Source organism: Achromobacter sp. E1 (assembly GCF_037039475.1).
Classification (GTDB): domain Bacteria; phylum Pseudomonadota; class Gammaproteobacteria; order Burkholderiales; family Burkholderiaceae_B; genus Achromobacter; species Achromobacter mucicolens.
The window spans coordinates 1,703,629-1,729,275 of the sequence record NZ_CP146253.1 but is presented as its reverse complement, the minus strand read 5'-3'; the positions used below and the strand labels follow the sequence as shown (position 1 = coordinate 1,729,275).

The window sequence follows — 25,647 nt, the reverse complement described above, 5'->3', positions numbered from 1 at the left end:
AAGGGATACGTCCTAGAAACGGGCGAGATCGGGGAAGCGCAATTCTCCCGCATGGACGTGCATCTTGCCGTATTCGGCGCAGCGAGCCAGCGTGGGGATGACCTTTTCAGGATTGAGCAGACACGGCGGATCGAAGGCCCGCTTGACTGCCAGGAACGCGTCGAGTTCTTCGCGAGAGAATTGCACGCACATTTGATTTATTTTCTCCATTCCCACACCGTGCTCTCCAGTCACGGTTCCTCCCACCTGCACGCACAGCTCAAGAATGGCCGCACCGAATTTTTCGGCGCGTTCCACCTCGTCCGGCTTATTCGAATCGAACAGGATCAGCGGATGCAGATTGCCGTCCCCGGCATGAAAGACGTTGGCGCATCGCAGGCCGAATTCGTCTTCCATCTGTTCGATGGCGCCCAGCACGCGCGCCAGATGACGGCGCGGAATCGTGCCGTCCATGCAGTAGTAATCGGGCGACACGCGCCCGGCGGCGGGAAACGCGTTCTTGCGTCCCGCCCAGAATTTCAACCGTTCGGCCTCGGACGCCGACACCTGGCAGCGCGTGGCGCCAGCCTGCCGGAACACCGCTTCCATCCGCGCGATCTCGTGCGCCACCTCTTCGGGCGTGCCGTCCGATTCGCATAGCAGGATGGCCTGCGCGTCCATGTCGTAGCCCGCGCGGACAAACGGTTCCACCATGTGCGTCGCGCGGCGGTCCATCATTTCCAGGCCGGCGGGAATCATGCCCGCCGCGATCACCTGCGTGACCGCATTGCCTGCCGCCTCGACGCTGGAAAAACTGGCCATGACCACCTGCTGGCACGCCGGCTTGGGGATGAGCTTGACGGTCACTTCGGTGACCACGCCCAGCATGCCCTCGGATCCGATGAACACCGACAGCAGGTCCAGCCCTGGCGCATCGGGCGCGTGCGATCCCAGCTCGACCACATCGCCGTCTATCGTGACCACACGCACGCGCAGCACGTTGTGCACCGTGAGGCCGTACTTCAGGCAATGCACGCCGCCGGAGTTTTCCGCCACGTTGCCGCCGATGGAGCAGGCAATCTGGCTGGACGGATCCGGCGCGTAGTACAGCCCGTAGGGCGACACCGCTTCGGAGATGGCAAGGTTGCGCACGCCGGGTTCGACGATGGCGGTCGCGCTGGCCAGGTCGATATGCTTGATGCGGTTGAACTTGGACAACCCGAGCAGCACGCCCCGGCTATGCGGCATGGCGCCGCCCGACAAACCGGTTCCGGCGCCCCGCGCCACGATCGGCGCATTCAGACGCTTGCACACGCGCATGATGGCCTGCACCTGCGCTTCGGTTTCGGGCAGGGCAACCACCGCGGGTATGGAGCGGTAAAGGGATAGGCCGTCGCACTCGTAAGGACGTGTGTCCTCTTCGCGATACAGCACACAGTGCGCGGGCAGCACGGCCGACAACGCCTCGATGAGCTGTTGCTGCGAATAAGGCGCCTGCACTTGTGCCAGGCCAGTTTCGACCAGTGAATTCATGAGCGCAACAATAGCGCGAGTGCCCCGGTTAATCAGGCCGGGATTTACCCGCACCTGACGTATTTACGGGGCTTTGCGGCCGATTCATACGTAACCGACCGTAAACCGGCCATGTGCCTGTCGCTTAAATGCAGCAGGCGCGGACCCAAGCGAGGCGGCGCCTGCCGCCCCGCCCGCCGTTTACCAGGAAACGATCTTGCCCGGATTCAGGATGTTGTTCGGGTCGAAGGCGTGCTTGAGGCTGCGCATCAGGTCGAGCGCGTCGTCGCCATGCTCTTCGGCCATGAACTGCATCTTGTGCAGGCCGACGCCGTGTTCGCCCGTGCAAGTGCCGTCGGCAGCGATGGCCCGGCGCACGAGGTTGTGGTTGATGGCTTCCGATTCCTGCCACTCCTGCGGGCTATCGGCATCCAGCAACATCAGCACGTGGAAGTTGCCGTCGCCCACGTGGCCGACGATCGTGTACGGAAAGCTTGCGCGGTCCAGTTCCTCGACGGTATCGCGCACACAATCGGCCAGGCGCGAGATCGGCACGCAGACGTCGGTGGTGCTGGCGCGGCAGCCGGGACGCAATTGCAGGCCCGCGAAGTACGCGTTGTGGCGCGCGGTCCAGAGACGGCTGCGGTCTTCGGGGCGCTCGGCCCATTCGAAGTCCATGCCGCCGTGCTCGGCCGTGATGGCCTGCACGGTTTCGGCCTGCTCTTGCACGCCGGCCGGACTGCCGTGGAATTCAAATACCAGCAGCGGCGTCTCGCGCAGGGTCAGCTTGCTGTGCAGGTTGACGGCGCGAACGCTCGCGGCGTCCATGAACTCGACGCGCGCGATGGGCACGCCCATCTGGATGATTTCGATCACGCTTTGCACCGCGGCGTCCAGCGTCGGGAAATTGCAGACCGCGGCGGACACGGCTTCGGGTTGCGGATACAGCCGCACCGTGACTTCCGTGATGATGCCCAGCGTGCCTTCGCTGCCCACGAAAATGCGCGTGAGGTCGTAGCCGGCCGACGACTTGCGGGCGCGGCCGGCCGTGCGGATGATGCGGCCGTCAGCAGTGACGACGGTCAGCGACATCACGTTCTCGCGCATCGTCCCGTAGCGCACGGCGTTGGTGCCCGAGGCGCGGGTGGCGGCCATGCCGCCCAGGCTGGCGTCAGCACCCGGATCGATCGGGAAGAACAGGCCCGTACTGCGGATTTCTTCGTTGAGCTGCTTGCGCAGCACGCCGGCCTGCACCGTGGCGGTCAGGTCTTCGGCGTTGATGGCCAGGACCTTGTTCATCTGCGACAGGTCCAGGCTGATGCCGCCTTGGATGGCGAGAATGTGGCCTTCCAGCGAAGACCCGGCGCCGTACGGAATCAAGGGAACGCGATGCTCGTTGCACACCTTGGCGACGTACGCCACGTCTTCGGTGGACTGCGCGAACACCACGGCGTCAGGCAGCATGGCCGGATAAGGCGATTCGTCGCGGCCGTGATGCTCGCGAACGGCGGCCGATTCCGACAGGCGGTCGCCAAAGTGCGCGCGCAGCGCATCCAGGCAGGCGGCCGGCACCGCGCGGCGCAACGATTCGGCGTGCAAGGGAGCGTTCATGATCTCGTGGTTTCCCGGGTTCGATAATGCGAATATTCTACGCCGCCCCGCGTGCTGCGCCGCACACCCCGCCAGGCGGAGGGTGCGCGGCGCGCATCCTCTTCATTTCCCGGAGGTCAGCGCGACGCGGCGGCGTTCACGCACGGCCTGCGCCAGGCGCTCCAGCACAGCCACCGAGGCGTCCCAGTCGATGCAGCCGTCGGTGATGCTTTGGCCATACACCAGGGGCTGGCCCGGCACCATGTCCTGGCGGCCGCCCAAGAGGTGGCTTTCGACCATGACACCGACCAGGCGGGCATCGCCGGCTTCCATCTGGCGCGCGACGTCCTCGACGACGAGCGGCTGGTTCTCGGGGTTCTTGCTGCTGTTGGCGTGGCTGGCATCGACCATGATGCGTTGCGCGAGACCGGCCTTGGACACGTCCTGGCAGGCGGCGTCAACGCTGGCGGCGTCGTAGTTCGGGGTCTTGCCGCCACGCAGGATCACGTGGCAGTCCTCGTTGCCGGCGGTGGACACGATGGCCGAATGGCCGCCCTTGGTCACCGACAGAAAATGGTGCGGTTGCGAGGCCGCCTTGATGGCATCGACGGCGATCTTCACGTTGCCGTCCGTGCCGTTCTTGAATCCCACCGGACACGACAGGCCGGACGCCAGCTCGCGATGCACCTGGCTCTCTGTCGTGCGCGCGCCGATCGCCCCCCAGGAGACCAGATCCGCGATGTACTGCGGCGTAATCATGTCCAGGAACTCGCATCCCGCCGGCAGCCCCATGCTGTTGATGTCCAGCAGCAGTTGACGGGCCACGCGCACCCCCTTGTTGATGTCGAAGCTGCCATCGAGGTCGGGATCGTTGATGAGCCCCTTCCAGCCCACCGTCGTGCGCGGCTTCTCGAAATAGACGCGCATCACGATTTCCAGGTCCGCGCTCAGGCGGTCGCGCACAGGCTTCAGGCGCTTGGCGTATTCGATGGCGGCACGCGTGTCGTGAATCGAGCACGGACCGATCACGACGATCATGCGGTCGTCCATGCCGTGCAGGATGCGGTGCATGCCTTGCCGCGCGGCGAAGACGGTCTCGGACGCCTCCTTGGTGCAGGCGAACTCGCGCATCACGTGCGAGGGCGGATTCAGTTCCTTGATTTCTCGAATACGAAGGTCATCGGTGTTGTGCGACACGGTACTGCTCCTGGGTTGCCCGCCACGGCGGCATAAAAAAAAGCCGCCAGATTCGCTGGCGGCTTTTTTGGGGGGATTCTTTCCAAACTTCAGATTGAGCGCGTCCCTTCCTCCGCCAGCGGCTTCAGAAAACCAAAAAAATAAAAATAAAAGGCGGGGGACGCGAATTTCATGGGGACTGACTCTAGCACAGTTTTTTGAGAGCGTCACGCCAGATTTTTTTGGCGTGCCGCCCCCATTTAACGCATCAAGCCGTGCCGCCGACCGTCAGGCCTTCCATGCGGACCGTCGGCATGCCCACCCCGACCGGCACGCTCTGGCCGTCCTTGCCGCAGGTGCCGACGCCGGAATCCAGCTGCAGATCGTTGCCGATCATGGTCACGCGGTTCATGGCGTCGGGGCCGTTGCCGATGAGGGTTGCGCCCTTGACCGGGTAGGTGACCTTGCCGTCCTCGATCATGTAGGCCTCGGACGCCGAGAACACAAACTTGCCGTTGGTGATGTCGACCTGGCCGCCGCCGAAATTGACGGCATACAGACCCCGCTTGACCGAGGCCACGATTTCATCGGCAGGCTTGTCGCCGGCCAGCATGTACGTGTTGGTCATGCGCGGCATGGGCAGGTGCGCGAAGGACTCGCGGCGGCCGTTGCCGGTTGCGGCGGTTTTCATCAGGCGGGCATTGAGCGTGTCCTGCATGTAGCCGCGCAGGATGCCGTCTTCGATCAGCACGTTGCGCTGGGTGGCATTGCCCTCGTCGTCGATGTTGAGCGATCCGCGGCGATCCGGAAGGGTGCCGTCGTCGACCACGGTGACGCCCTTGGACGCCACGCGCTCGCCGATGCGTCCGGAAAACACGCTGGACCCCTTGCGGTTGAAGTCGCCTTCCAGGCCGTGACCGACGGCTTCGTGCAGCAGGATGCCCGGCCAGCCCGACCCCAGGACCACCGTCATTTCCCCGGCCGGCGCCGGACGCGCTTCCAGGTTGACCAGCGCCTCGTGCACCGCGCGCTCGACATAGCCCTGCAGCATCTCGTCGGTGAAGTAAGCCAGACCCAGGCGGCCGCCGCCGCCGGCGTGCCCCATTTCACGGCGGCCATTGCGTTCGGCAATCACGGTCAGCGACAGGCGCACCAGCGGGCGCACGTCGGCGGCCAGACGGCCATCGCTGCCCGCAACCAGCACCACGTCATATTCCGCGCCCAGGCCAGCCATGACCTGGATCACATGGGGATCGCGCGCCCGCGCCATGCGTTCGACGCGTTCGAGCAGCGCGACCTTTTCGGGCGCGCTGAGGCTGGCGACGGGATCGATGTCCGCATAGAGGCTGCGGCCGATCTCGGCTTCGACCTGGGCGGCGACCTTGACCTTGCCTGCGCCGCGGCGGGCAATACCGCGCACGGCGTGCGCCGACGACAGCAGCGCCTCGGGCGACAGCGAATCCGAATACGCGAACGCGGTCTTTTCACCGCTGACCGCGCGCACGCCCACGCCTTGGCTGATCGAGAAACTGCCCGTCTTCACGATCCCTTCTTCCAGGCTCCAGCCTTCACTGCGCGTGTACTGGAAGTACAGGTCGGCGTAATCGACCTTGTGGGTGAAGATTTCACCCAGTGCCCGCGCCATGTCCGCTTCGGTCAGACCCCAGGGGTCGAGCAGAAGGGATTTGGCGGTGGCCAGGGAAGCAATGGCGGGATCGATGATTTTCATAGGCTCAGTTCAGGAACGGCACCGGGGCCGTGCATGCGCGTCGTGGCGCTCAAGACCGTATCGTACCGCCGACACGGGTCCGGCGTCCCGGCAAACGCCAAAAGTCGCGGCTTACCGCAGCGGCAAATGCGGGACAAAATGGTCTCGCATTATCTTGCCGGCATAGATGGAGACGGCATACTGGGTATCAAGTTAAGCACCCAATTACCTATCAAGTTAAGCAATTGTGCTCAGACCGAATCGCAAGACTGGCCTTTTCGTGTTGTCGTATGACCTGACGGCTAAATGAAAACTCGGGGACGGAACACCATGGCGCCCGGGTATATCACCGCAGGTGGGATGCAACGCCATAATGTATGGCATCTGCTTTCGCGACCATTTTCCGCCTGAAGAAAATTGCGGGAATTTGACGCGTATTGCACGCCCCGTCGCCCAGGATGATCAGGCATGAAGTGCCGGTGAATCACACGCCAGGCGCGTCTTTGCAAGGTTGTCCGACAATTGGCGGCTCGCACCGCCCGCCAGTAAACCAAGCAAGCGCTTGTTTCAGTTTGTCCCAAATTTAAGATTTTCCTTCCTAACTGATGGAAATTGCGGCCAGCCGCAAGCGGAGAGCCGGCGGCGCTTTTGATACAAAGTAATTAGTCCGACAATTGAGATACCACCTCGTAAATTCTGTATTATGCGAGGCACAACAATTAAACATAACTTCGCCGGCGATTAAAGCAGTTCCATAATCAGGAATAAACATGGCCCGAGAAACCTACGCAGCTCTGCAAGCAAAGATCGAAAAGGAAATCAACAAGCTCCAGAAGAAGGCGGAAATCCTTCAGACGAAGCGCCGCAAGCCGGTCATCACCTCCATCATCACGTCGATGCGCGAGTACGACATTACGCCTGACGAGATCATCGCCGCCTACGGCGCAGGCAAGCCCGCGCGCGCCACCACGGGTGGCCGCCGCAAGGCCAGCGCCCCCGCCCGCGCAGCCGGCGCCGCCAAGCGCGCCGTGGCGCCCAAGTACCGCCATCCCCAAACCGGAGAAACCTGGAGCGGCCGCGGCAAGGCGCCGCGCTGGCTCGCCGCTGAAGAAGCCGGCGGCGCCACCCGCGAGAGTTTTCTTATCAAGGAATAAAACCTATTCTTCAGTAAGAAAAAAAGCGGCGCACCATGATGGTGCGCCGCTTTTTTATTTTAAGCAGGCGCCGCAAGGCGCCTGCTTTCGTCAACGTGCCGGGAATTGAATCTCGCGCTCAGCGCCATTATTGCCTGGGAAATTGTCGAATATTGCACGCACCAGATAGGGCATGGTGCGAATCAAATCGTCACGCTCGCTCAATATGAACGCCGTCGAGCGGTAAACTTCCGCGCCGCCGTTCTGGGTATCACGAATGAAGAGCGAGAGGGAATTGCGCTGGACGACCATGGGCACGTCCACCCAGTCAGGCCCCCAGAATCCCGCGCCCATGCCCCACGGTCCGGGCCCATAGAAGCCGCCGTAGCCGCCGTAGAAATACGGGTCGTACGGACGGCGAACCATCACTTGCGTCTGGCTTGTGCCATAGCGGAACGACACCTCGAACCGCCCCTTCACGCCAGGGCGCGCCTCGACCAGTCCCGTGGCCCCGATCCCCGCGCGCACCATATCCTGAAATGACTGATATTCCAGATTATTGATTTGGGATGGGTCGGCGGGAACAAACTGGTAGGTCTGGCCCTCGACACCGGTTGGCCATTGCTGAAACGACGTCACGCGGGCGGAGACGGTGGGCGCGGCGCAGCCCGTCAGCATCATGGCTGCCAGCACCGAAAAAATACCGGCCCATCGGCCCAGACTGCTGATCCAAGACATCCTGGACATTTGAGACTCCTGTTTGCGCGACGGCGCCATCATAACGAGCTTTGACATAAGCGCTTGCCAAAAGTTTTCAGGCTAGCCCGTACGCCCAAGGTACCGCTCAACCGCCAGCCACTACAATAGCCTTCTTGTTCATACAGGACTGCAAATCCCATGCGCACCGACACGCCCGTTACCGTATACCGCAAGGATTACCAGCCCTACCCCTACGAAATTCCTGAAGTCGCCCTCGCCTTCGATCTCGCGCCCGACGCGACCGAAGTGCGTTGCACGATGCACGTGCAGCGCAGGCAAGACGCCAGCGCTGACGCCGCCCTGATCCTGGATGGAGAAGAGCTGGAACTCGTGTCGGTAGGCGTGAATGGCGAGCCGCTGCCCGCGGCCAGCTACCAGTTGACCGAACACACGCTCACGCTGCGCGGCCTGCCCGCCGATGCGACCGTTGAAATCGTCAGCCGCTGCAAGCCCTCCGCCAATTCCACGCTGATGGGCCTGTATGTGTCCGGCGGCAATTTCTTCACGCAATGCGAGGCCGAGGGCTTCCGGCGCATTACCTGGTTTGCCGATCGTCCCGACGTGATGTCGCGCTACCGCGTGACGCTGCGCGCGCAGCCCGAGTATCCCGTGCTGCTGTCCAACGGCAACCTGATCGCCTCGCGCCAATTGCCCGACGGCCGCAATGAAGTCGAGTGGGAAGATCCGTTCCCCAAACCCTGCTACTTGTTCGCGCTGGTCGCGGGCAACCTGACGCATCGCGAAACCACGGTCAAGACGGTCAGCGGCCGGGACGTGCTGCTGCAGGTCTACAGCGACCCCGGCTCCGAAACCAAAACCGAATGGGCACTGGATTCCCTGGTGCGTTCCTTGCGCTGGGACGAGAGCCGCTTTGGTCTCGAGCTGGATCTGGACCGCTTCATGATCGTGGCCGTCCATGACTTCAATATGGGAGCCATGGAAAACAAAGGCCTGAATATCTTCAATGCGGCCTACGTGCTGGCCGACGCCGAAACCGCCACCGATGCCAACTACGAAGGCATCGAGTCGGTCATCGGGCATGAATACTTCCACAATTGGACCGGCAACCGCGTCACCTGCCGCGACTGGTTCCAGCTGAGCCTGAAGGAAGGTCTCACGGTCTTTCGCGATCAGGAATTCAGCGCCGACATGATGGCCCGCGACATGGACGCGGCCGCCGCGGCCAGCGCCCGCGCCGTCAAGCGCATCGACGACGTCGTGGCGTTGCGCGCCGCGCAGTTCCCGGAAGACGCCGGCCCCATGGCGCATCCGATCCGCCCCGAGAGCTACCAGGAGATCGGCAACTTCTACACGGCCACCGTGTACGAAAAAGGCGCCGAGGTCATCCGCATGCAGCACACGCTGCTGGGCGAGGCCGGTTTCCGCGAAGGCATGGACGAATACTTCCGCCGCCACGACGGCCAGGCCGTCACGTGCGACGACTTCGTCGCCGCGATGGAATCCGTCTACGTCAAGCAGCACCCGGGACGCGACCTGTCCGTGTTCCGCCGCTGGTACCGGCAGGCCGGCACGCCACGCGTCACGGTCAGGCTCGACCACGACGCGGCCACCCGCCGCTGCACGGTGACGCTTACCCAGGCCTGCCCGCCGGTCGGCGTTGAAAAGAAGGCCGGCCCCGACTACGTGAAGGCGCCCTTCCACATTCCGTTTGCGATCGGCTTGCTGGACCGTGAGGGCAACGCGCTGCCGCTGCGTCAGGACGGCGCGGTCGTGGACACCGCCCTGCTGGAACTGACCACGCAAAGCCAGCAATGGGTGTTCGAAGACATCGCCGACCGCCCCGTACCCTCGCTGCTGCGCGACTTCTCGGCGCCGGTCATCGTGGACTACGACTGGTCCAACGAGGAACTGGCGCTGCTGTCCGCGCACGATGGCAATCCGTTCGCACGCTGGGAAGCCGGCCAGGAACTGGCCACCCGCCAGATTCTTGCATTGGCCGACGCCAGCCAGGCGGGCCGCCCGCTGCAGGCCGACGCCGCCTTCCTTGAAGCCTGGCGCGCGTTGCTGACCGATCCCGCCCTGGACGCCGCGTACCGTGCGCGCGCATTGGCGCTGCCTTCGGAAAAGACGCTGGCCGAGCGCATGCAGCGGGTCGATCCGCCTGCCCTGGCCGTGGCGCGCGATTTCCTTCGCGCCGAACTCGGCCGTCAGCTCCATGCCGAATTCCGCCGCGCCTTCGACCAGAACCAGACGCCGGGCGAATATAGCCCCGCGCCGATTCCCGCCGGCATGCGCGCATTGAAGAACCTGGCGCTCAGCCACCTGATGGCCGCTGGCGAACCCGAAGCCCAGCGCCTTGCCGAAGCGCAGTACGCCACCGCCGGCAACATGACCGACAGCATGGCCGCGCTGGCCGCCTTGATCAACTTCGGGCAAGGCGACTACCCGAAAGAGGCGCTGGCCGCTTTCTACACCAAATGGAGCGCCAATCCGCTGGTGGTGGACAAGTGGTTCGCGCTGCAGGCCACCGCCCGCTCGACCACGGTGCAGACCGCCCGCGAGCTGATGAAGCATCCGGCATTCACGCTGCGCAACCCGAACCGCGCCCGCGCGCTGATCTTCCAGTTCTGCCTCAACAATGCCCGCGGCATGCACCAGCCGGACGGCTCGGGCTACACGTTCTGGGCGGAGCAGGTGCTGGCATTGGACGCGCTCAATCCGGAGATCGCCGCGCGGCTGGCGCGTGCGCTCGACAACTGGTCTCGCTTCGTCCCGGCGCTGCGTGCCCCCATGCAGGCCGCGCTTGAAAAGGTGCGCCAGCACGACGGCCTGTCGCGCAACGTCCAGGAAATCGTATCCAAGGCTTTAGAATTCGCTGCATAGGGAGATCCTTTTGAAACGTAAAACACTCACTCAATACCTGGTGGAGCAGCAACGCTCCGCCCAAGCCCTGGCGCCCGAAGTGCGCCTGCTCATCGAAGTGGTGGCGCGCGCCTGCAAGGCCATCAGCCACGCGGTCAGCAAGGGCGCGCTGGGAGGCGTTCTGGGCAGCCTGGAAAGCGAGAATGTCCAGGGCGAAGTCCAGAAGAAGCTCGACGTGCTGTCCAACGAGATCCTGCTGGAAGCCAATGAATGGGGCGGCCACCTGGCGGCCATGGCGTCGGAAGAGATGGAAACCATCCATCTGATCCCGAACCGCTACCCCAAGGGCGAATACCTGCTGCTGTTCGATCCGCTCGATGGCTCGTCGAACATCGACGTGAACGTCTCCATCGGCACCATCTTCTCGGTGCTGCACGCGCCGCACGACGTGTCGGGCGCGCCCGTCTGCGAAGCCGACTTCCTGCAACCGGGCAACAAGCAGGTGGTGGCCGGTTACGCGGTGTACGGCCCGCAGACGATGCTTGTGCTGACCATCGGCAACGGCGTCGTGGGTTTCACGCTGGATCGCGAAATGGGCTCGTGGGTGCTCACGCACGAGAACATCCGCGTGCCGGAAGACACCAAGGAATTCGCCATCAACATGTCGAACAAGCGCCACTGGGCTGCCCCGGTCAAGCGCTACATCGACGACTGCCTGGCCGGCTCGACCGGCCCGCTCGGCAAGGACTTCAACATGCGCTGGATCGCCTCGATGGTGGCCGACGTGCATCGCATCCTGACCCGCGGCGGCATCTTCATGTACCCGTGGGATGCGCGCGAGCCGGGCAAGGCCGGCAAGCTGCGCCTGATGTACGAAGCCAATCCCATGAGCTTCCTGATCGAACAGGCAGGCGGCGCGGCCATCAACGGCGTCGAGCGCATCATGGACATCCAGCCTGACACGCTGCACCAGCGCGTCAGCGTCATCCTGGGCTCGAAGAACGAAGTCGAACGCGTGGGCCGCTATCACGCCGAGGACGCGGGCAAGTAAGACACCCGCCGCGCCTTCGGCGCGCCAATGCAAAAGCCCCCGGCCGTCATGGCCGGGGGCTTTTTTTCAAGGGTACAGGCAAGCAGGGGTTGCGTTACTTGACCTCTTCGATGGACTTCACGTCGTCCTTGTTGATCTGCATTTTCTTGCCGTTCTGTTCGTACTCATACATGCCCGACTTCTTGTCGTAATCGGGCTCGTCGGGCGCTACGGTCGAAGATCCGTCGCGTTGGTGAATAACCGAGGGCGACGAGCATCCGGCCAGCACACCAACGCCGGTCATCACCAGGGCCAACGTCATGGTCTTCAGCTTCATGGTTGTGTTCTCCGAGTGTTGAATGGGTGATTTCACTCTATCTGAATCGCTCCCCGAAATCGTGTCGGGTTGTCGGCAAAATGCATAAGAACGTAATCGTCCCCGACCCCAATAATGAAAAACCCCTCGCAGGACGTGCCCGGGAGGGGTTGCAACCGTACACAAGCGGCAATCGTGCTTACACCTTGGCGTGTGTCTCGATGAAACGGCGTACGGCGGCCTCGCTGCAGTCCATGACCTCGACGCGTTGCGGCAGCGATTCCAAGTCTGCGAGGTTGCCCGGCGGCGTGGCCGGACGGCCAAGCGCTTCCTCGATGGTCTCGGAGAACTTGGCCGGCAGCGCGGTTTCCAGCACGAGCATGGGAACGCCCGGCTCGACGAATTCGCGCGCGACCTTCACGCCGTCGGCGGTATGCGGGTCGACCAGCACGCCGGTGGTGTCGTAGACGGAGCGGATCGTGGCCAGGCGATCCGTATGCGAGCTGGCGCCCGACACGAAGCCATAACGCGACTCGAACTGGTCCTTCATGTCGGACAGGTCGAACGCGCCGTCGCGCGCCATCGTCGTCCACAATTCCTTCACGCGGTCGGTATCGCGGCCCGTCAGGTCGAACACGAAGCGCTCGAAGTTCGACGCGCGCGAAATGTCCATCGAGGGGCTGGACGTGGCGTACGTCTGCGCGGCCGCGCGAGGACGGTACACGCCGGTGCGGAAGAACTCCTCCAGCACGTTGTTCTCGTTCGTGGCAAGCACGAGGCGGCGGATGGGCAGGCCCATGCTGCGGGCGATGTGGCCCGACAGGATGTTGCCGAAATTGCCCGACGGCACGGCGAACGACACTTCCTGTCCCGCGCGCTCGGTGGCGCGCAGCCAGCCATGGAAGTAGTAGACAACCTGGGCGGCGATACGGGCCCAGTTGATCGAATTGACGGCGCCCAGACGGTACTTCGTCTTGAAGGCCAGATCGCCGGCCAGCGCCTTGACGATGTCCTGGGCTTCGTCGAAGACCCCGCGCACGGCGATGTTGTGGATGTTCTCGTCTTGCAGCGAGTACATCTGCGCGCGCTGGAAGGCGCTCATGCGGCCGTGGGGCGACAGCATGAACACCGCCACGCCCTTCTTGCCGCGCAGCGCGTATTCAGCGGCCGAGCCCGTGTCGCCGGAGGTGGCGCCCACGATGTTCAGCGTCGTGCCGCGTTTGGAGAGCACGTACTCAAAGACCTGGCCCAGGAACTGCATGGCCATGTCCTTGAAAGCCAGCGTCGGACCTTCGGACAGGCCCAGCAGCGACAGCCCGCCATCGAGCGGACGCAGCGGAACGATGTCCTCGCTGTTGAAGATCTGCGGCGTGTAGGCGGCACGGGTCAGACGGCGCAGGTCGTCCGAGGGGATGTCCGTGGCAAACAGCGACAGCACTTCGAAGGCCAGATCGGCATACGACAGGCCGCGCCACGATTCCAGCGTTTCCGCGGAAACCTGCGGCAGCGTCTGCGGCACCGCCAGCCCGCCGTCGGGCGCCAGGCCTTCGAGCAGGATGTCGGAGAATTCGAGCGGGGCCATGCCGCCGCGCGTAGAGATGTATTTCATGTCAATTGCTCCACGATGCACCGGGCGCCCCCGATCACGTCAGGTTCTCCACGCGCAGGCGCGTCACCTTGGACCGCACGAACGGCAGCGACTCGATGCGCTCGATGGCCTGATTGACGTTGCCTTCGACGGCTTCGTGCGTGAGGAAGATGATGTCGGCGCCGCCGATGTGCGACGGCTGCTGGATCATCGAACCGATGGAAATGCCGCGGTCGGCCAGGATGCGGGCGATGTCCGCCAGCACGCCGGGCTGATCGTCCACGCGCAGACGCAGGTAGTACGACGTGCTGACCTGTTCGATCGGCAGGATCGGGGTGTCCGACATGGCGTCCGGCTGGAAGGCCAGGTGCGGCACGCGGTTGCCCGGATCGGCGGTGTGCAGGCGCGTCACGTCGACCAGGTCGGCCACGACGGCCGAGGCGGTGGGCTCTTCGCCCGCGCCCTGCCCGTAATACAGCGTCGGGCCGACGGCGTCGCCCTTGACCAGCACCGCGTTCATCGCGCCTTCGACATTGGCCAGCAGGCGCTCGGACGGCACCAGCGCCGGATGCACGCGCAGCTCGATGCCGTCGGGGCGGCGCTTGGTGATGCCCAGCAGCTTGATGCGATAGCCCAGGCGCTCGGCGTGTTCGATGTCTTCGGCGGCCAGTTGCGAAATGCCTTCGATGTGGGCGCGGTCGAATTGCACCGGCACCCCGAATGCCAGCGAGGCCAGCAGCGTCAGCTTGTGGGCCGCGTCCACGCCTTCCACGTCGAACGTGGGGTCGGCTTCGGCGTAGCCCAGGCGCTGCGCTTCCGCCAGCACGTCGGCAAACGGCAGCCCGCGCGAGCGCATTTCGGACAGGATGAAATTGGTGGTGCCGTTGATGATGCCGGCCACCCACTGGATGCGGTTGGCGGTCAGGCCTTCGCGGATCGCCTTGATGATGGGGATGCCGCCCGCGACGGCGGCCTCGAAGTTCACCATCACGCCGCGTTCGGACGCGGCGGCGAAGATCTCGTTGCCATGCTTGGCCAGCAAGGCCTTGTTGGCCGTGACCACATGCTTGCCGTTGGCGATGGCTTCGAGCACCAGCTCGCGCGCCAGCGTGTCGCCGCCGATCAGTTCCACGACGATGTCGATGTCGGGATCGCGCACCAGCGCGTGCACATCGGTGTCGACCAGGATGGAGTCGCCCACGCGGGCACGCGCCTTTCCCACGTCGCGCACGGCGGCGCGGGTGACTTCAATGCGGCGGCCAGCGCGGCGGGCGATTTCCTCGGCGTTGCGGGACAGCACGGTCCACGTGCCGCCGCCAACCACGCCAAGACCAAGCAGACCCACCTTCATGGGTTTCATCGCGCCGCCCTCTGCGGGCGGGCGTTGAGGGGAATTCATTTCACTTCTCCATAATCCTGTGCATGAAGCTGTTGCCACCCGATCGCGATGCCGCGGATCCGGCTCCGCCGGTCCGCAGGCATGCCCCCTCAGAGGGGGATGCGCGCAGCGCTGCGGGGGTGGGCACCCATCACTTCAGCAATCCGTCCTTGCGGAACATATCTTTGATGCCGCGCACCGCTTGACGCGTGCGCTGCTCGTTTTCGATAAGCGCGAAGCGCACGTATTCGTCGCCATACTCGCCGAAGCCGATCCCGGGGGACACGGCCACTTTCGCATCCGACAGGACACGCTTGGCAAATTCCAAAGAGCCCATCGCCCGGTAGGGTTCGGGGATCTGCGCCCAGATGTACATGGACGCCTTGGGAATCTCCACATTCCAACCTGCTTCATGCAGGCCGCGCACGAGCACGTCGCGGCGGCTCTGGTATTGCGCCACGATTTCGCTCACGCAGTCCTGCGGGCCGTCCAGCGCGGCGATGGACGCCACCTGGATCGGCGTGAACGTGCCGTAGTCGTGATAACTCTTGATGCGAGCCAGCGCGTTGACCAGCTCGCGGTTGCCGACCATGTAGCCGATGCGCCAGCCGGCCATGTTGTAGCTCTTGCTCATCGTGAAGAACTCGACGGCGACGTCGCGCGCGCCGGGCACCTGCATGATGGACGGCGCCACATAACCGTCGAAGGTGATGTCGGCATACGCCAGGTCATGCACGACGAGAATGTCGTGTTCCTTGGCAAGCGCCACCACGCGCTCGAAGAACGACAGGTCCACACACTGCGCGGTCGGGTTGCTGGGAAAGCCCAGCACCATCATCTTGGGTTTCGGGATGGATTCGCGCACGGCGCGTTCCAGTTCCTCGAAGAAGTCGACGCCCGGCGTCATGCGCACGGAACGGATGTTGGCGCCCGCAATGACGGCGCCGTAGATGTGGATCGGGTAGCTGGGATTGGGCACCAGCACGGTGTCGCCGCGGTCCAGCGTGGCCAGCATCAGATGCGCCAGGCCTTCCTTGGAGCCGATGGTGACGATGGCCTCGGAGTCCGGATCGAACTCGACCGCATAGCGGCGCTGGTACCAGTCGCAGATCGCCTTGCGCAGGCGCGGAATGCCCTTGGACACCGAATAGCCGTGGGTGGTGGGACGCGTGGTCGCCTCCACCATCTTGTCGACGATGTGCTTGGGCGTCGCCCCATCCGGATTGCCCATCGACATGTCGATGATGTCTTCGCCACGCCGACGCGCCGCCATCTTGAGCTCGCCGGTAATGTTGAAAACGTACGGGGGCAAACGCTCGATGCGAGAGAACTTCCTCATGATGGGAATCCTTAGGGGCGAAAAGGCAAAAAGACCAGGGCGCGGTCGCGCGAAGGGGAAAGGGGCTCTGAGCCGCGCCAGTTCACGATTGCAGCGCAGCAAAACCCTGTAATCTAGCGCAACGACGCCTTGGCGGCAAATGGGGCAAAAAAGCCCCTTTTTCCCCGTGGATACGTTGCAACATGCGGCGTGTCCGATGCGCTATTATCAAGCACGTAAAGCCGGAGTTTTTATTGAAGCTGCATACCGATCCTGCGACGGCCGCTCTAAACACTGTCACCGCCTACGGCGATGGCTACATCGAGGTCAACCAGGTACGTTTTTCCTCTTCGGTCGCTTTCGGCCCCGAAGGCGAAGTGACCATCTGGCCTGTTGAGTCGACGGCCGACATTACCTCCTCCCTCTTGCTCCAGGCAGCCGGATTGTCCGAGCCCGCCCGCAATCCCCTGGATTTTCTGGATGCCCCGGAAGCCGCGCCCAGCCGCCCGGCCAACGCCCCCGAAGTCCTGCTGGTGGGCACCGGCGGCAAGCAACAGTTCCTGCGCCCCGACGTGCTGCGTCCCCTTTTGGCGATCGGCATCGGCGTTGAAACCATGGACACCCACGCTGCCTCGCGCACCTACAACATCCTGATGGCTGAAGGCCGGCGCGTGGTCGTCGCCCTCATCCCTCCCCACGGAGCCACGAATTAATGACGCCGAGCATAGGCAAACCCGCCCCGTTGTTCACCGCCGAAAGCACGATCGGCCCCATCAGCCTCGAGCAATGCCAGGGGCGGGCCGTGATCCTGTATTTCTACCCCAAGGACAACACGCCCGGCTGCACCACCGAAAGCCAGGATTTCCGCGATCTGCACGCCGACTTCCTGTCGGCCAGCGCAATCGTGATCGGCATCTCGCGCGACTCGCTGAAGTCGCACGAGAATTTCAAGGCCAAGTACGAGCTTCCTTTCCCACTCATCTCCGACGCCGACGAAACCGTCTGCAATCTGTTCGGCGTCATCAAGCAGAAGAACATGTATGGAAAGCAGGTGCGCGGCATCGAACGCAGCACCTTCTTGATCGACGCCTATGGCGTGCTGGTGCAGGAGTGGCGCGGGGTGAAGGTCCCGGGCCACGCCAAGGAAGTCCTGCAAGCCGCCAAAAGCATCGGTTAGCCGCACAGGAAACCCGTCAGGCGCTATAGCCGGCCCAAACAGGAGAGTGACGCATATGCCGCTTCCGAAGTTGCCTACCCGCCCCGCAGCCATCCTGACCTTCCCCTCGGGCGAATCCGCCCGGGCGCAGGCCCGCACCACCAAGACTGCCGCTGCGCGGTCCAACACCCAGGCAGCCCTCGCCGAAGACGAGGACGAACTGCTGGTACAGCCAGAACTTGAAGGCCTGGCGGCGCCGGCACGCAAGGCCCACACGCCGTCGCCCGCTCACCAGGCGCCGCCCCCCGCCGCGCCGGCCGCTCGCGCCCCGGCGCGCCAGCAGGCCAAGGCCGCGCCCGCCCCCGCCAAGCGCGGCAAGGCGCGCGCTCAGAATGAACCTCGCAAGCTGTTCGTGCTGGACACGAACGTGCTGCTGCATGATCCCAGTTCGCTCTTCCGCTTCGAAGAGCACGACATCTTCCTGCCGATGATGACGCTGGAAGAACTGGACCACCAGAAAAAGGGCATGTCGGAAGTCGCGCGCAACGCGCGCCAGGTCAGCCGGTCGCTCGATTCGCTGGTGCAGGACGCCACGCACCTGGACGAAGGCCTTGAGCTGGCCAAGCTGGGCAACAAGGATGCCACGGGCCGCCTGATGTTCCAGACCACGGCCATCCATAGCACCCTGCCCTCGGACTTGCCGATGGGCAAGGCCGACAACCAGATCCTGGGCGTGGTGCGCGCCCTGCAGGAAAAATACCCGCAGCGCGAGGTCGTGCTGGTGTCCAAGGACATCAACATGCGCCTGAAGGCGCGCGCGCTGGGCATGGCCGCCGAAGACTACTTCAACGACCATGTCCTCGAAGACTCCGACCTGATGTACTCGGGCGTGATGCAGTTGCCCGAAGACTTCTGGAACAAGCACGGCAAGGACGTCGAATCCTGGCAACAGGGCGGCACCACCTTCTACCGCATCCACGGCCCGCTGTGCTCGCAGTTCGTCGTCAATCAGTTCGTCTACTTCGAAGGCCAGATGCCGCTGTACGCGCAAGTGCGCGAAGTCAGCGGCAAGATGGCGGTGCTGGCCACCCTGCGCGACTACACCCACGGCAAGAACAACGTCTGGGGCATCACGGCGCGCAATCGCGAGCAGAATTTCGCCATGAACCTGCTGATGAACCCGGAATGCGATTTCGTGTCGCTGCTGGGCCAGGCCGGCACGGGCAAAACGCTGCTGGCGCTGGCGGCGGGCATCACGCAGGTGCTGGAAACCAAGCGCTACACCGAGATCATCATGACGCGCGTCACGGTGCCCGTCGGTGAAGACATTGGTTTCCTGCCCGGCACCGAAGAGGAAAAGATGCTGCCCTGGATGGGCGCGCTTGAAGACAACCTCGACGTGCTGAACATGGGCGAAGGCGAAGGCAACGGGGACTGGGGCCGCGCGGCCACCATGGACCTCATCCGCTCGCGCATCAAGGTCAAATCCCTGAACTTCATGCGTGGCCGCACCTTCCTGAACAAGTACCTCATCATCGACGAGGCGCAAAACCTGACGCCCAAGCAGATGAAGACGCTGGTGACCCGTGCGGGCCCCGGCACCAAGGTGATCTGCCTGGGCAACATCGCGCAGATCGACACGCCCTACCTGACGGAAGGCAGTTCGGGCCTGACCTTTGTGGTCGACCGCTTCAAGGGCTGGCCGCACTCGGGCCACGTCACGCTGCAACGCGGCGAGCGCTCCCGCCTGGCCGACTACGCGGGCGACGTGCTCTAGGCTTGTTCTAGCAACGGCAAACAAAAAGCCCCTTGATCGCTCAAGGGGCTTTTTTTCACTACCGCGCGCCGATTATTTGTCGGCTGCGTTGGTGATGGCATTGCCTGCCCGGGACATGTCCTTGCCCATGCCGGCGACGGTATTGCAACCGGCCAGCACGAAGCCGAACACGACAAAGGCAGTCAGCACAATCTTGCCGCGCATGCTGTGACTCCAAAATGAAAAAATGAAAGCGCCTGCGCTCAGGCGATCTGCACGCGCAGTTCGCCCAGGCCTTCGACGCCGCCAGTGATCACGTCACCTTGGCGCACGGCGCCCACGCCCTCGGGCGTGCCGGTGAAGATGATGTCGCCGGGCTGCAGTTCAAACAGGCCCGACAGATAAGAAATGCTTTCCGGAATATTCCACAGCATCTGCGAAATGTCGCTGGATTGCTTGCGCTCGCCGTTGACGTCCAGCCAGATGGCGCCCTTGTCGAGCGTGCCAACCACGCTGCGCGGATGGATGGGGCCCAGCGGCGCCGACTGGTCGAAGGCCTTGCCGATTTCCCAGGGGCGGCCCTGCTTCTTCATTTCGCCTTGCAGGTCGCGGCGGGTCATGTCCAGACCCAGCGCATAGCCCCACACGCATTCGTTGGCTTGGTCGACGGGGATGTCGCGGCCGCCCTTGCCCAGCACCACGACCAGCTCCATCTCGTAGTGCAGATTGGATGTCTTGGGCGGATAAGGCATCTTGCCGGTTTCGCCGTCGGCCACGAACAGCACCGCGTCAGCGGGCTTGCAGAAGAAGAACGGATCTTCACGGCCCGTGAAACCCATTTCCTTGGCATGTTCGGCGTAATTGCGGCCGACGCAATAGACGCGGCGCACGGGGAACAGCGCGGCGCTGCCGGCTACGGGGACCGCGACGGGCGGCTGGGGAGGCAAAACGTAGTCCATGAGCTATCAACCTATGACAAATACGTGACCGGAATATCCGGGAAAAATGTTACCCCGACGCCGCGCGCGCTTGGCATGCCCTGTGCCCCCGCGATGGGGCGTTGTTGTTGTTGGGCGGCCGGGCGTTTGAAAAAGCACTCGCGAGTGTAGACCTTTTTGCGGCCAATGCGAGGACCGCACGGAACGGGCGCCTGCAAGACAACGGCGCGGCGGCGACAGGCCACGGGCCGTCGCGGCCGCGCCGCCGGTAGGCGCCGGCCGGCAATATGCCGGCTGGCGTGTAGCCCGATCAGCCCTTGGTGTAGCGCTCGGCGCTGCGCACGATTTCTTCGTGAGCGGCGTCCACGCCCTTCCAGCCCTTGACCTTGACCCACTTGCCCTTTTCCAGGTCCTTGTAGTGCTCGAAGAAATGCTGGATGCGGGAGATGTCTTCCGCGGGCAGATCCTCGTAGGACTTGATGTTGCGGTACGGGGGGTACAGCTTTTCGATCGGCACGGCCAGCAGCTTGGCGTCGCCGCCCGACTCGTCGTCCATTTCCAGCACGCCGATGGCGCGGCAGCGCACGACGGCGCCGATCTGGATGGGGAACGGGGTCAGGACCAGGACGTCGGCGGGGTCGCCGTCTTCGGACAGGGTCTGGGGGATGTAGCCGTAGTTGCACGGATAGTGCATGGCCGTCAGCATGAAGCGGTCAACGAAGATTGCACCGGAATCCTTGTCGACCTCGTACTTCACTGGGTCGGCGTTCATGGGGATTTCGATGATGACGTTGAAGTCTTCCGGCAGCTTCTTGCCAGGGGAGACGCGATCAAGACTCATGGTTCAACCTTGTTTGTCTGAAAGGATATTCAAATCGAGCCGTCGTCCTTGAACGGCGGCTTGGTGGTGGGCACGGGCGCCGCGGGCGGCGCAGGCTTGGGGGCCGGCGCGGCAGGGGCCGGCGCATACGTGGGCACGGGCTCGTCGAACGCCGCAGCAGGAATGGGCGCGCTGTCGAAGTATTCGTCGATGTCGGACGTTCCGCGAGCCAGCGGAGCGTCTTCGGGCGCCAGGGCGCGGTCTTGCTGCGCCTTGCTGGCGCGGGCATCCGGATCCAGTACGTAGTCCGACGCCGATGCGGCAGCCGGCGGCAAGGCCGGGTAATCGCCACCGGTGTCCGCATCGCTGTCCGTGTCCGACAGGCCGACGGCATAGCCGCCTTCGGCATCCACGCGATACGGATCCGAGCCGGTGTCCGCGGCAGGAAGCGCCGCATCCGAAGCCAGCACCGGCAACGCCATGCTGGCGGCGGTGGCCAGGCGCCAGTGGCGCACGGCATCGACCGGCCGGTCCAGACGATCGTACAGACTGCCCAGCAGCGCGTGCGTCTGCGCATCGCTGCGGCGGGCCAGGCTGCGCAAGAGGTAGCGTTCGGCCTGCCCCCAGAGCTGGCCATTCAGGCACAGCATGCCCAGGGCGGTCAGAAGGTCGGGATCGGTCGGGCGTTGATGCAGCCAGGTCTCGGCCTTGGCCAGGCGCCGCGACACCTGGTCGGCTTCGCAGCGGGCGTAAGCCGCCACCAGGGCGGGATTGAACTTGACCGCGATGGCCGATTCCAGGACGCGCGCCGCTTCGTTGGGCTCGCCGGCGGCTTCGAATGCCGCGGCGCCCGCCAGGGCGATTTCCGGAAGCAGGCGCTCTTCGGCCTTGAGGTCTTTCCAGATGGGACGCCAGGCATCGTTGGCCGCGGCGGCACGCAAGCGCGCGGCGCCCGCGGCATCGATCAGGACGTCGGCTTCGGGGCGTCCCAGCGCATTGCGGCGCGACAGTCCGCGCGCCAGCGCGAAAACCTGTTCCTGATGATTCAGGGCCGTGTGCGCCCGCAGCAGCAGGCGCATGGTGTGCAAATGACGAGCGCCGCCGTCGGCCAGCGGGCCCAGCACGGTCAGTGCGCGTTCAGCGCGGCCCTGATCGAGCAGCATGTCGGCCGAGACGGTGGCGGTGGCTTCAATGAGACCGGGCTCGGCGCCGGCCTGCTCTTGCGCGTTGGCCAGCAGACGGTCGCGCCGGTCGAATTCGCCCAGGCCATGGGCGGCACGAGCAGCCGACAGGGCTGCCAGCACGCGCCGCGTGCGGACCTTGGTCTGGTCCAGAAGCTTGGTCAGGTCTTTTTCGGCGTGGGCGTAGCGGCCTTCAAGCAGGCCAATCCAGCCGCGTTCGAGCAATTCGTGGTCGCGCGCCTGCGCGCGCTTGCCGCGCCAGGCCCGGACGCGATCGGGAATGGCGAGCAGCCAGGCCAGAAGCCGCAGGCCCACGTACAGGATGATGAAGGTGGCGACGATGAGCAGGACGGCGAGCGTCAGCGACATCTCGATGCGCCATGGCCACACCAGAAGCAGCACGTTGCCCGCGTGCGAGCGCAGGACCACCGCCAGGGCGACGGCGACGACGGCGAGCAGCAGGGTCCAGAACCAGGTACGCATGGGTTCAGTCCTGGTCGCTGGTCTTGAAGCCGGCGGCGCGCAGGGCCGCCACGGCGTTCAGGCTGTCCGCGACATCCGGCATGCGCACGGCGATGTCGGTCTGGGCCAGTTCGCGCGCAAGCGTCTGCGCGGCGACGGTGTCAGGCGAGCGGCCATCGAAGTACTTGGAAAGCGTGGTGCCGACGTTGTCGAGTTCGCTCTTCCAGACCGAGGGCTGGCGCATCAGCATCGCGAGCTGCGCGGTCAACAGGCGCTGGCGCAGCGTGCCGCGCACCTGATCGGCCTGTTCGGGCGACAACAGCAGCGCGGCCGGTTCGTCCACGCGCTGGATGGTGATGAGACCGCCAAGTTCGTGAGCCAGCGCGGAGCCCGCGCGGCCAGGCCACGAGGCCACTTCGGCGCGCCAGCGCTGCCACCAGGGCGCATCGGCGGGCAGGCCGGCCTGCGGATCGATCGTGGGGGCCGGCGCGGGCGGCTGGGCTTGACCGACCGGGGACACGCCCGGCGACACGGTATCCGGCACCAGCAGCGGCGCCTTGCCGATCAGCGCGACCAGGCGTTCGATGCGGCCCGATTGCGCGGGGATGTCGACGGTGGACACGGCACGCAGGCGGTCCAGGTCGCCATTGATGGATTGCTGCAGGCTGGAGAACCGCGGGCGGTCGGCACGCGCCAGGCGCGATTGCGCGGTTTCCAGGGCGACGATGGCGTTGGAGACGTTGCCGGCCAGGCGCAATTGCTGATTGGCGATGGTCAGCAGGCGTTCGACGTCATTGGCCAGCAGTTCGTCGCTGGCGCTGTCGTTGAAGTTCTGCCAAGCCTGTTGCAGGGCGTTGTATTGGCTTTGCGTTTCGCGCAGCGTGTCTTCGAGTTCGGCGACGCGGCCGGTCTGCGCCTGCGCGAGGGCAAGCGCTTCGCGGGTGTCCTTGCGGGCTTGCGCCACGTCCGCGCTGAGCGTATCCAGGCGCGTTGCCACTTCGCGGCCTGCGGAGACGAACTGGGTGCGTTGCTTCCACAACGCATATCCCAGGCCCACGGCCAACAGGATGACGATTATCAGCGCGGTGGCCAAGGGACCACTGCCGCGCTTGGCCGGACGGGCCTTGACGGAGTCGGCCGGGGCCGATGCGGACGCGCTTGCGTCCGGGGCGGCCGGATGAACGGCCGGATCGGTAGCGGGAGTCTTATCTGTCATGACGCGATTGTATTCGGTGTCAGTCCGAACCAACGAATCAAGCAGCAACAAAAGCCTGGAAAATCGACTCGTCGTTGGGCACGCAGATTTTTACCATCGCCGGCTCGGACGCGCCAATGCGAGGCTGCGGCAGGCGGCCAACCAGCGAGGGGTGCGTGGCGACGAAGCGGCAGCGCTGCCACCACCCGGTCAGACCCGCGGCGCTGAGCTGACCATACATGGCGTCGATGCCCTCTCCGCTGGTGACCAGCCAGGTGGCGGCGACGCCTGCATCGGCCCATCGCCTGAGGGTGGCAAGCTGTTCGGCGGTCCAGCCAGCGGGCTGCCGGCGGTAGGCCGCGTGGCGCGTCACGTGCGCACCATGTGCCTCGAGCGTATCGCCGAGCCAGTCCCGCCCCTGCGTGCCCCGCACCACCAGCACGCGCGCGGGCAATTGAGGCTGGGCAGCAAGCACGCGCCAAAGCGCCTCGGAATCGTGGCTGGGGGCCGATTCGTCCGGATGCAGAACTGTTGTATTCACGCCAAAACGGCCGGTCTCGCGCAGCGCCTGGGCACTGGCGGGCCCGACCGTGGCGACCGCGACGCCCGCAGGCCAGTCCGCGGCGCCATCGGCGCGCGCGAGCTGATCCAGGTATTGGCGCGCGGCATTGCCGCTGACGAACACGACGAGGTCGTAGGCCGACGGCCGGGGCAGGTCTTCGGCGGCGACAGACAGGGGGTGGATTTCAAGTGCGGGCAGGATGCACGGTTGCCAACCGGCGCCCTGCAGGCGGCCGGCCAGCGCTTCGTTGCGCCCTGCGGGCCGCGTCAGGATGGCGATGCGCGGCCCGTCGGCGGCTGCAAACGCCGGGTCCATCAGTCGGACCCGGGGTTTTGCAGCAGTTCGCGAAGAATCGTCTCTGCACCCGCCTCCAGGAGTTCGGAGGCGGCGGCTTCGCCGATGGCTTCGGCTTCGGTCATGGGACCGCTGTGCGTGGCATGAACGACACGGGCGCCGTCGGGCGAGGCCACCAGCGCGCGCAGCGACAGCGTGTCGCCGGCGAGCTGGGCAAAGGCGGCCAGGGGCACCTGGCAGGAGCCGCCCAGCTTGCGCGACACCGCGCGCTCGGCGAGCACGCAGGCGGTCGTGTCTGCACTGACCAGCGGTGCAAGCCACGCGCGCATGTCGTCGCGGTCGTCACGGATTTCGATGCCGAGCGCGCCCTGCCCGGCCGCCGGCAGGCTGTCGGCGGGATCGAGCAGGCTGCGGATGCGCTCGCCCATGCCAAGACGGTCCAGGCCGGCGGCAGCCAGCACGATGGCGTCGTAGTCGCCCTTGTCGAGCTTGGAGAGGCGCGTATCCAGATTGCCGCGCAGGGGCTTGACCACCAGGGCGGGAAACCGGGAACGGATCTGGGACTCGCGGCGCAGGCTGGACGTGCCGACCACGGCGCCCGCGGGCAGGTCCGCCAGCGAAGCATAACGATTGGACACGAAGGCATCGCGCGGATCCGCGCGATCGAGGACGGCGCAAAGCTCAAACGGCGCCTGCAGATCCACCGGCACGTCCTTGAGGGAGTGGACGGCGAGATCGGCACGGCCGTCGAGCAGCGCGTTTTCGAGTTCCTTGACGAACAGACCCTTGCCGCCCACCTTGGACAGCGTGCGGTCGAGGATCTGGTCGCCTCGGGTTGTCAGGGTAAGAAGTTCAACTGCACACGCCGGGTACAGCGTGCGCAGCCGATCGCGCACATGCTCGGCTTGCCACAGGGCAAGCCGGCTGGCGCGGGTCGCAATGACCAGACGTTGCGGTAGAGACACGTGACGCC

At 64.8% G+C, this 25,647-nt stretch carries 22 protein-coding genes; 6 read left to right on the top strand and 16 right to left on the bottom strand.

Annotation, left to right across the window (positions count from 1 at the left end; all coding sequences use genetic code 11):
• Positions 1-12 precede the first annotated feature (12 nt).
• The 4 genes from V6V88_RS07895 to tldD all read right to left on the bottom strand — a co-directional run bounded on the left by V6V88_RS07895 (position 13) and on the right by tldD (position 5,986).
• A complete protein-coding gene (locus V6V88_RS07895) occupies positions 13-1,512 on the bottom strand; it encodes an FAD-linked oxidase C-terminal domain-containing protein (RefSeq protein ID WP_175156847.1) in 1,500 nt (499 codons plus the stop codon).
• A 180-nt stretch (positions 1,513-1,692) separates the two neighbouring features.
• Positions 1,693-3,102 (bottom strand): FAD-linked oxidase C-terminal domain-containing protein, encoded by a 1,410-nt coding sequence (locus tag V6V88_RS07890; protein ID WP_062838468.1) that lies wholly within the window; start codon positions 3,100-3,102, stop codon positions 1,693-1,695.
• Between the two features lie 102 nt (positions 3,103-3,204).
• Positions 3,205-4,278, bottom strand: a complete 1,074-nt coding sequence (gene aroG / locus V6V88_RS07885; protein WP_056322603.1) for a 3-deoxy-7-phosphoheptulonate synthase AroG — start codon at positions 4,276-4,278, stop codon at positions 3,205-3,207.
• A gap of 247 nt (positions 4,279-4,525) precedes the next feature.
• Complete coding sequence (gene tldD, locus V6V88_RS07880; protein ID WP_223574789.1) at positions 4,526-5,986, bottom strand: metalloprotease TldD; 1,461 nt, start codon at positions 5,984-5,986, stop codon at positions 4,526-4,528.
• 749 nt (positions 5,987-6,735) lie between these two features.
• Here tldD and V6V88_RS07875 point away from each other — a divergent pair.
• Positions 6,736-7,119 (top strand): H-NS histone family protein, encoded by a 384-nt coding sequence (locus V6V88_RS07875; protein WP_062838469.1) that lies wholly within the window; start codon positions 6,736-6,738, stop codon positions 7,117-7,119.
• A gap of 90 nt (positions 7,120-7,209) precedes the next feature.
• Here V6V88_RS07875 and V6V88_RS07870 read toward each other — a convergent pair whose 3' ends face one another.
• Positions 7,210-7,845, bottom strand: coding sequence for a DUF4136 domain-containing protein (locus V6V88_RS07870; RefSeq protein WP_056322773.1), 636 nt, complete (start codon positions 7,843-7,845; stop codon positions 7,210-7,212).
• A gap of 150 nt (positions 7,846-7,995) precedes the next feature.
• Here V6V88_RS07870 and pepN point away from each other — a divergent pair, with 150 nt between their 5' ends.
• Both pepN and V6V88_RS07860 read left to right on the top strand, forming a co-directional pair.
• The gene (pepN, locus tag V6V88_RS07865) at positions 7,996-10,701 is read left to right on the top strand and encodes an aminopeptidase N (RefSeq protein ID WP_056322595.1); all 2,706 of its coding nucleotides are present in this window, start codon (positions 7,996-7,998) and stop codon (positions 10,699-10,701) included.
• Between the two features lie 10 nt (positions 10,702-10,711).
• Positions 10,712-11,731, top strand: coding sequence for a class 1 fructose-bisphosphatase (locus tag V6V88_RS07860; RefSeq protein ID WP_056322592.1), 1,020 nt, complete (start codon positions 10,712-10,714; stop codon positions 11,729-11,731).
• Between the two features lie 94 nt (positions 11,732-11,825).
• On the opposite strand, the gene V6V88_RS07855 is transcribed toward V6V88_RS07860, so the two are convergent.
• From V6V88_RS07855 to alaC, 4 genes are all read right to left on the bottom strand, one after another.
• The gene (locus tag V6V88_RS07855; RefSeq protein WP_056322589.1) at positions 11,826-12,047 is read right to left on the bottom strand and encodes a YgdI/YgdR family lipoprotein; all 222 of its coding nucleotides are present in this window, start codon (positions 12,045-12,047) and stop codon (positions 11,826-11,828) included.
• A gap of 178 nt (positions 12,048-12,225) precedes the next feature.
• Positions 12,226-13,635 carry a threonine synthase gene (gene thrC / locus V6V88_RS07850; protein ID WP_056322585.1) on the bottom strand — a complete coding sequence of 470 codons (1,410 nt, stop codon included), beginning with the start codon at positions 13,633-13,635 and terminating at the stop codon, positions 12,226-12,228.
• A 34-nt stretch (positions 13,636-13,669) separates the two neighbouring features.
• Positions 13,670-14,974, bottom strand: coding sequence for a homoserine dehydrogenase (locus V6V88_RS07845; protein WP_338619556.1), 1,305 nt, complete (start codon positions 14,972-14,974; stop codon positions 13,670-13,672).
• Between the two features lie 169 nt (positions 14,975-15,143).
• Positions 15,144-16,331, bottom strand: a complete 1,188-nt coding sequence (gene alaC / locus V6V88_RS07840; protein WP_056322579.1) for an alanine transaminase — start codon at positions 16,329-16,331, stop codon at positions 15,144-15,146.
• A 233-nt stretch (positions 16,332-16,564) separates the two neighbouring features.
• Here alaC and V6V88_RS07835 point away from each other — a divergent pair, with 233 nt between their 5' ends.
• Genes V6V88_RS07835 through V6V88_RS07825 form a run of 3 tightly spaced genes read left to right on the top strand, consistent with a single transcriptional unit; the run spans position 16,565 to position 19,243 of the window.
• The gene (locus tag V6V88_RS07835) at positions 16,565-17,023 is read left to right on the top strand and encodes an Mth938-like domain-containing protein (RefSeq protein WP_056322576.1); all 459 of its coding nucleotides are present in this window, start codon (positions 16,565-16,567) and stop codon (positions 17,021-17,023) included.
• On the top strand, positions 17,023-17,487 hold the full coding sequence (locus V6V88_RS07830; protein WP_062838474.1) for a peroxiredoxin: 465 nt from the start codon (positions 17,023-17,025) through the stop codon (positions 17,485-17,487). The genes V6V88_RS07835 and V6V88_RS07830 overlap by 1 nt, the downstream gene beginning before the upstream one ends.
• Before the next feature lie 55 nt (positions 17,488-17,542).
• Positions 17,543-19,243, top strand: coding sequence for a PhoH family protein (locus tag V6V88_RS07825; RefSeq protein ID WP_056322570.1), 1,701 nt, complete (start codon positions 17,543-17,545; stop codon positions 19,241-19,243).
• Positions 19,244-19,315: 72 nt separating this feature from the next.
• Here V6V88_RS07825 and V6V88_RS07820 read toward each other — a convergent pair whose 3' ends face one another.
• The 7 genes from V6V88_RS07820 to hemC all read right to left on the bottom strand — a co-directional run bounded on the left by V6V88_RS07820 (position 19,316) and on the right by hemC (position 25,639).
• Positions 19,316-19,447 (bottom strand): entericidin A/B family lipoprotein, encoded by a 132-nt coding sequence (locus V6V88_RS07820; RefSeq protein ID WP_008164311.1) that lies wholly within the window; start codon positions 19,445-19,447, stop codon positions 19,316-19,318.
• Positions 19,448-19,485: 38 nt separating this feature from the next.
• Positions 19,486-20,181, bottom strand: coding sequence for a fumarylacetoacetate hydrolase family protein (locus V6V88_RS07815; RefSeq protein ID WP_128827800.1), 696 nt, complete (start codon positions 20,179-20,181; stop codon positions 19,486-19,488).
• A 289-nt stretch (positions 20,182-20,470) separates the two neighbouring features.
• Complete coding sequence (gene ppa, locus V6V88_RS07810) at positions 20,471-21,001, bottom strand: inorganic diphosphatase (RefSeq protein WP_056322566.1); 531 nt, start codon at positions 20,999-21,001, stop codon at positions 20,471-20,473.
• Between the two features lie 29 nt (positions 21,002-21,030).
• Complete coding sequence (locus V6V88_RS07805; protein WP_338618719.1) at positions 21,031-22,644, bottom strand: heme biosynthesis HemY N-terminal domain-containing protein; 1,614 nt, start codon at positions 22,642-22,644, stop codon at positions 21,031-21,033.
• A 4-nt stretch (positions 22,645-22,648) separates the two neighbouring features.
• Positions 22,649-23,839 (bottom strand): uroporphyrinogen-III C-methyltransferase, encoded by a 1,191-nt coding sequence (locus V6V88_RS07800; RefSeq protein WP_062838497.1) that lies wholly within the window; start codon positions 23,837-23,839, stop codon positions 22,649-22,651.
• A gap of 37 nt (positions 23,840-23,876) precedes the next feature.
• Entirely contained in the window at positions 23,877-24,695 is an 819-nt protein-coding gene (locus V6V88_RS07795; protein ID WP_280003867.1) for a uroporphyrinogen-III synthase, read from the bottom strand.
• A complete protein-coding gene (gene hemC, locus V6V88_RS07790; protein WP_338618717.1) occupies positions 24,695-25,639 on the bottom strand; it encodes a hydroxymethylbilane synthase in 945 nt (314 codons plus the stop codon). The genes V6V88_RS07795 and hemC overlap by 1 nt, the downstream gene beginning before the upstream one ends.
• Positions 25,640-25,647: the final 8 nt, after the last annotated feature.

Coding starts and splice junctions, on each gene's coding strand:
- ppa (WP_056322566.1), bottom strand. CDS start 21,001: ATGAGTCTTGATCGCGTCTCCCCTGGCAAGAAGCTGCCGGAAGACTTC.
- V6V88_RS07830 (WP_062838474.1), top strand. CDS start 17,023: ATGACGCCGAGCATAGGCAAACCCGCCCCGTTGTTCACCGCCGAAAGC.
- tldD (WP_223574789.1), bottom strand. CDS start 5,986: ATGAAAATCATCGATCCCGCCATTGCTTCCCTGGCCACCGCCAAATCC.
- V6V88_RS07890 (WP_062838468.1), bottom strand. CDS start 3,102: ATGAACGCTCCCTTGCACGCCGAATCGTTGCGCCGCGCGGTGCCGGCC.
- V6V88_RS07825 (WP_056322570.1), top strand. CDS start 17,543: ATGCCGCTTCCGAAGTTGCCTACCCGCCCCGCAGCCATCCTGACCTTC.
- V6V88_RS07820 (WP_008164311.1), bottom strand. CDS start 19,447: ATGCGCGGCAAGATTGTGCTGACTGCCTTTGTCGTGTTCGGCTTCGTG.
- V6V88_RS07845 (WP_338619556.1), bottom strand. CDS start 14,974: ATGAAACCCATGAAGGTGGGTCTGCTTGGTCTTGGCGTGGTTGGCGGC.
- V6V88_RS07870 (WP_056322773.1), bottom strand. CDS start 7,845: ATGTCCAGGATGTCTTGGATCAGCAGTCTGGGCCGATGGGCCGGTATT.
- V6V88_RS07795 (WP_280003867.1), bottom strand. CDS start 24,695: ATGGACCCGGCGTTTGCAGCCGCCGACGGGCCGCGCATCGCCATCCTG.
- pepN (WP_056322595.1), top strand. CDS start 7,996: ATGCGCACCGACACGCCCGTTACCGTATACCGCAAGGATTACCAGCCC.
- thrC (WP_056322585.1), bottom strand. CDS start 13,635: ATGAAATACATCTCTACGCGCGGCGGCATGGCCCCGCTCGAATTCTCC.
- V6V88_RS07805 (WP_338618719.1), bottom strand. CDS start 22,644: ATGCGTACCTGGTTCTGGACCCTGCTGCTCGCCGTCGTCGCCGTCGCC.
- V6V88_RS07895 (WP_175156847.1), bottom strand. CDS start 1,512: ATGAATTCACTGGTCGAAACTGGCCTGGCACAAGTGCAGGCGCCTTAT.
- V6V88_RS07855 (WP_056322589.1), bottom strand. CDS start 12,047: ATGAAGCTGAAGACCATGACGTTGGCCCTGGTGATGACCGGCGTTGGT.
- V6V88_RS07800 (WP_062838497.1), bottom strand. CDS start 23,839: ATGACAGATAAGACTCCCGCTACCGATCCGGCCGTTCATCCGGCCGCC.
- alaC (WP_056322579.1), bottom strand. CDS start 16,331: ATGAGGAAGTTCTCTCGCATCGAGCGTTTGCCCCCGTACGTTTTCAAC.
- V6V88_RS07875 (WP_062838469.1), top strand. CDS start 6,736: ATGGCCCGAGAAACCTACGCAGCTCTGCAAGCAAAGATCGAAAAGGAA.
- V6V88_RS07815 (WP_128827800.1), bottom strand. CDS start 20,181: ATGGACTACGTTTTGCCTCCCCAGCCGCCCGTCGCGGTCCCCGTAGCC.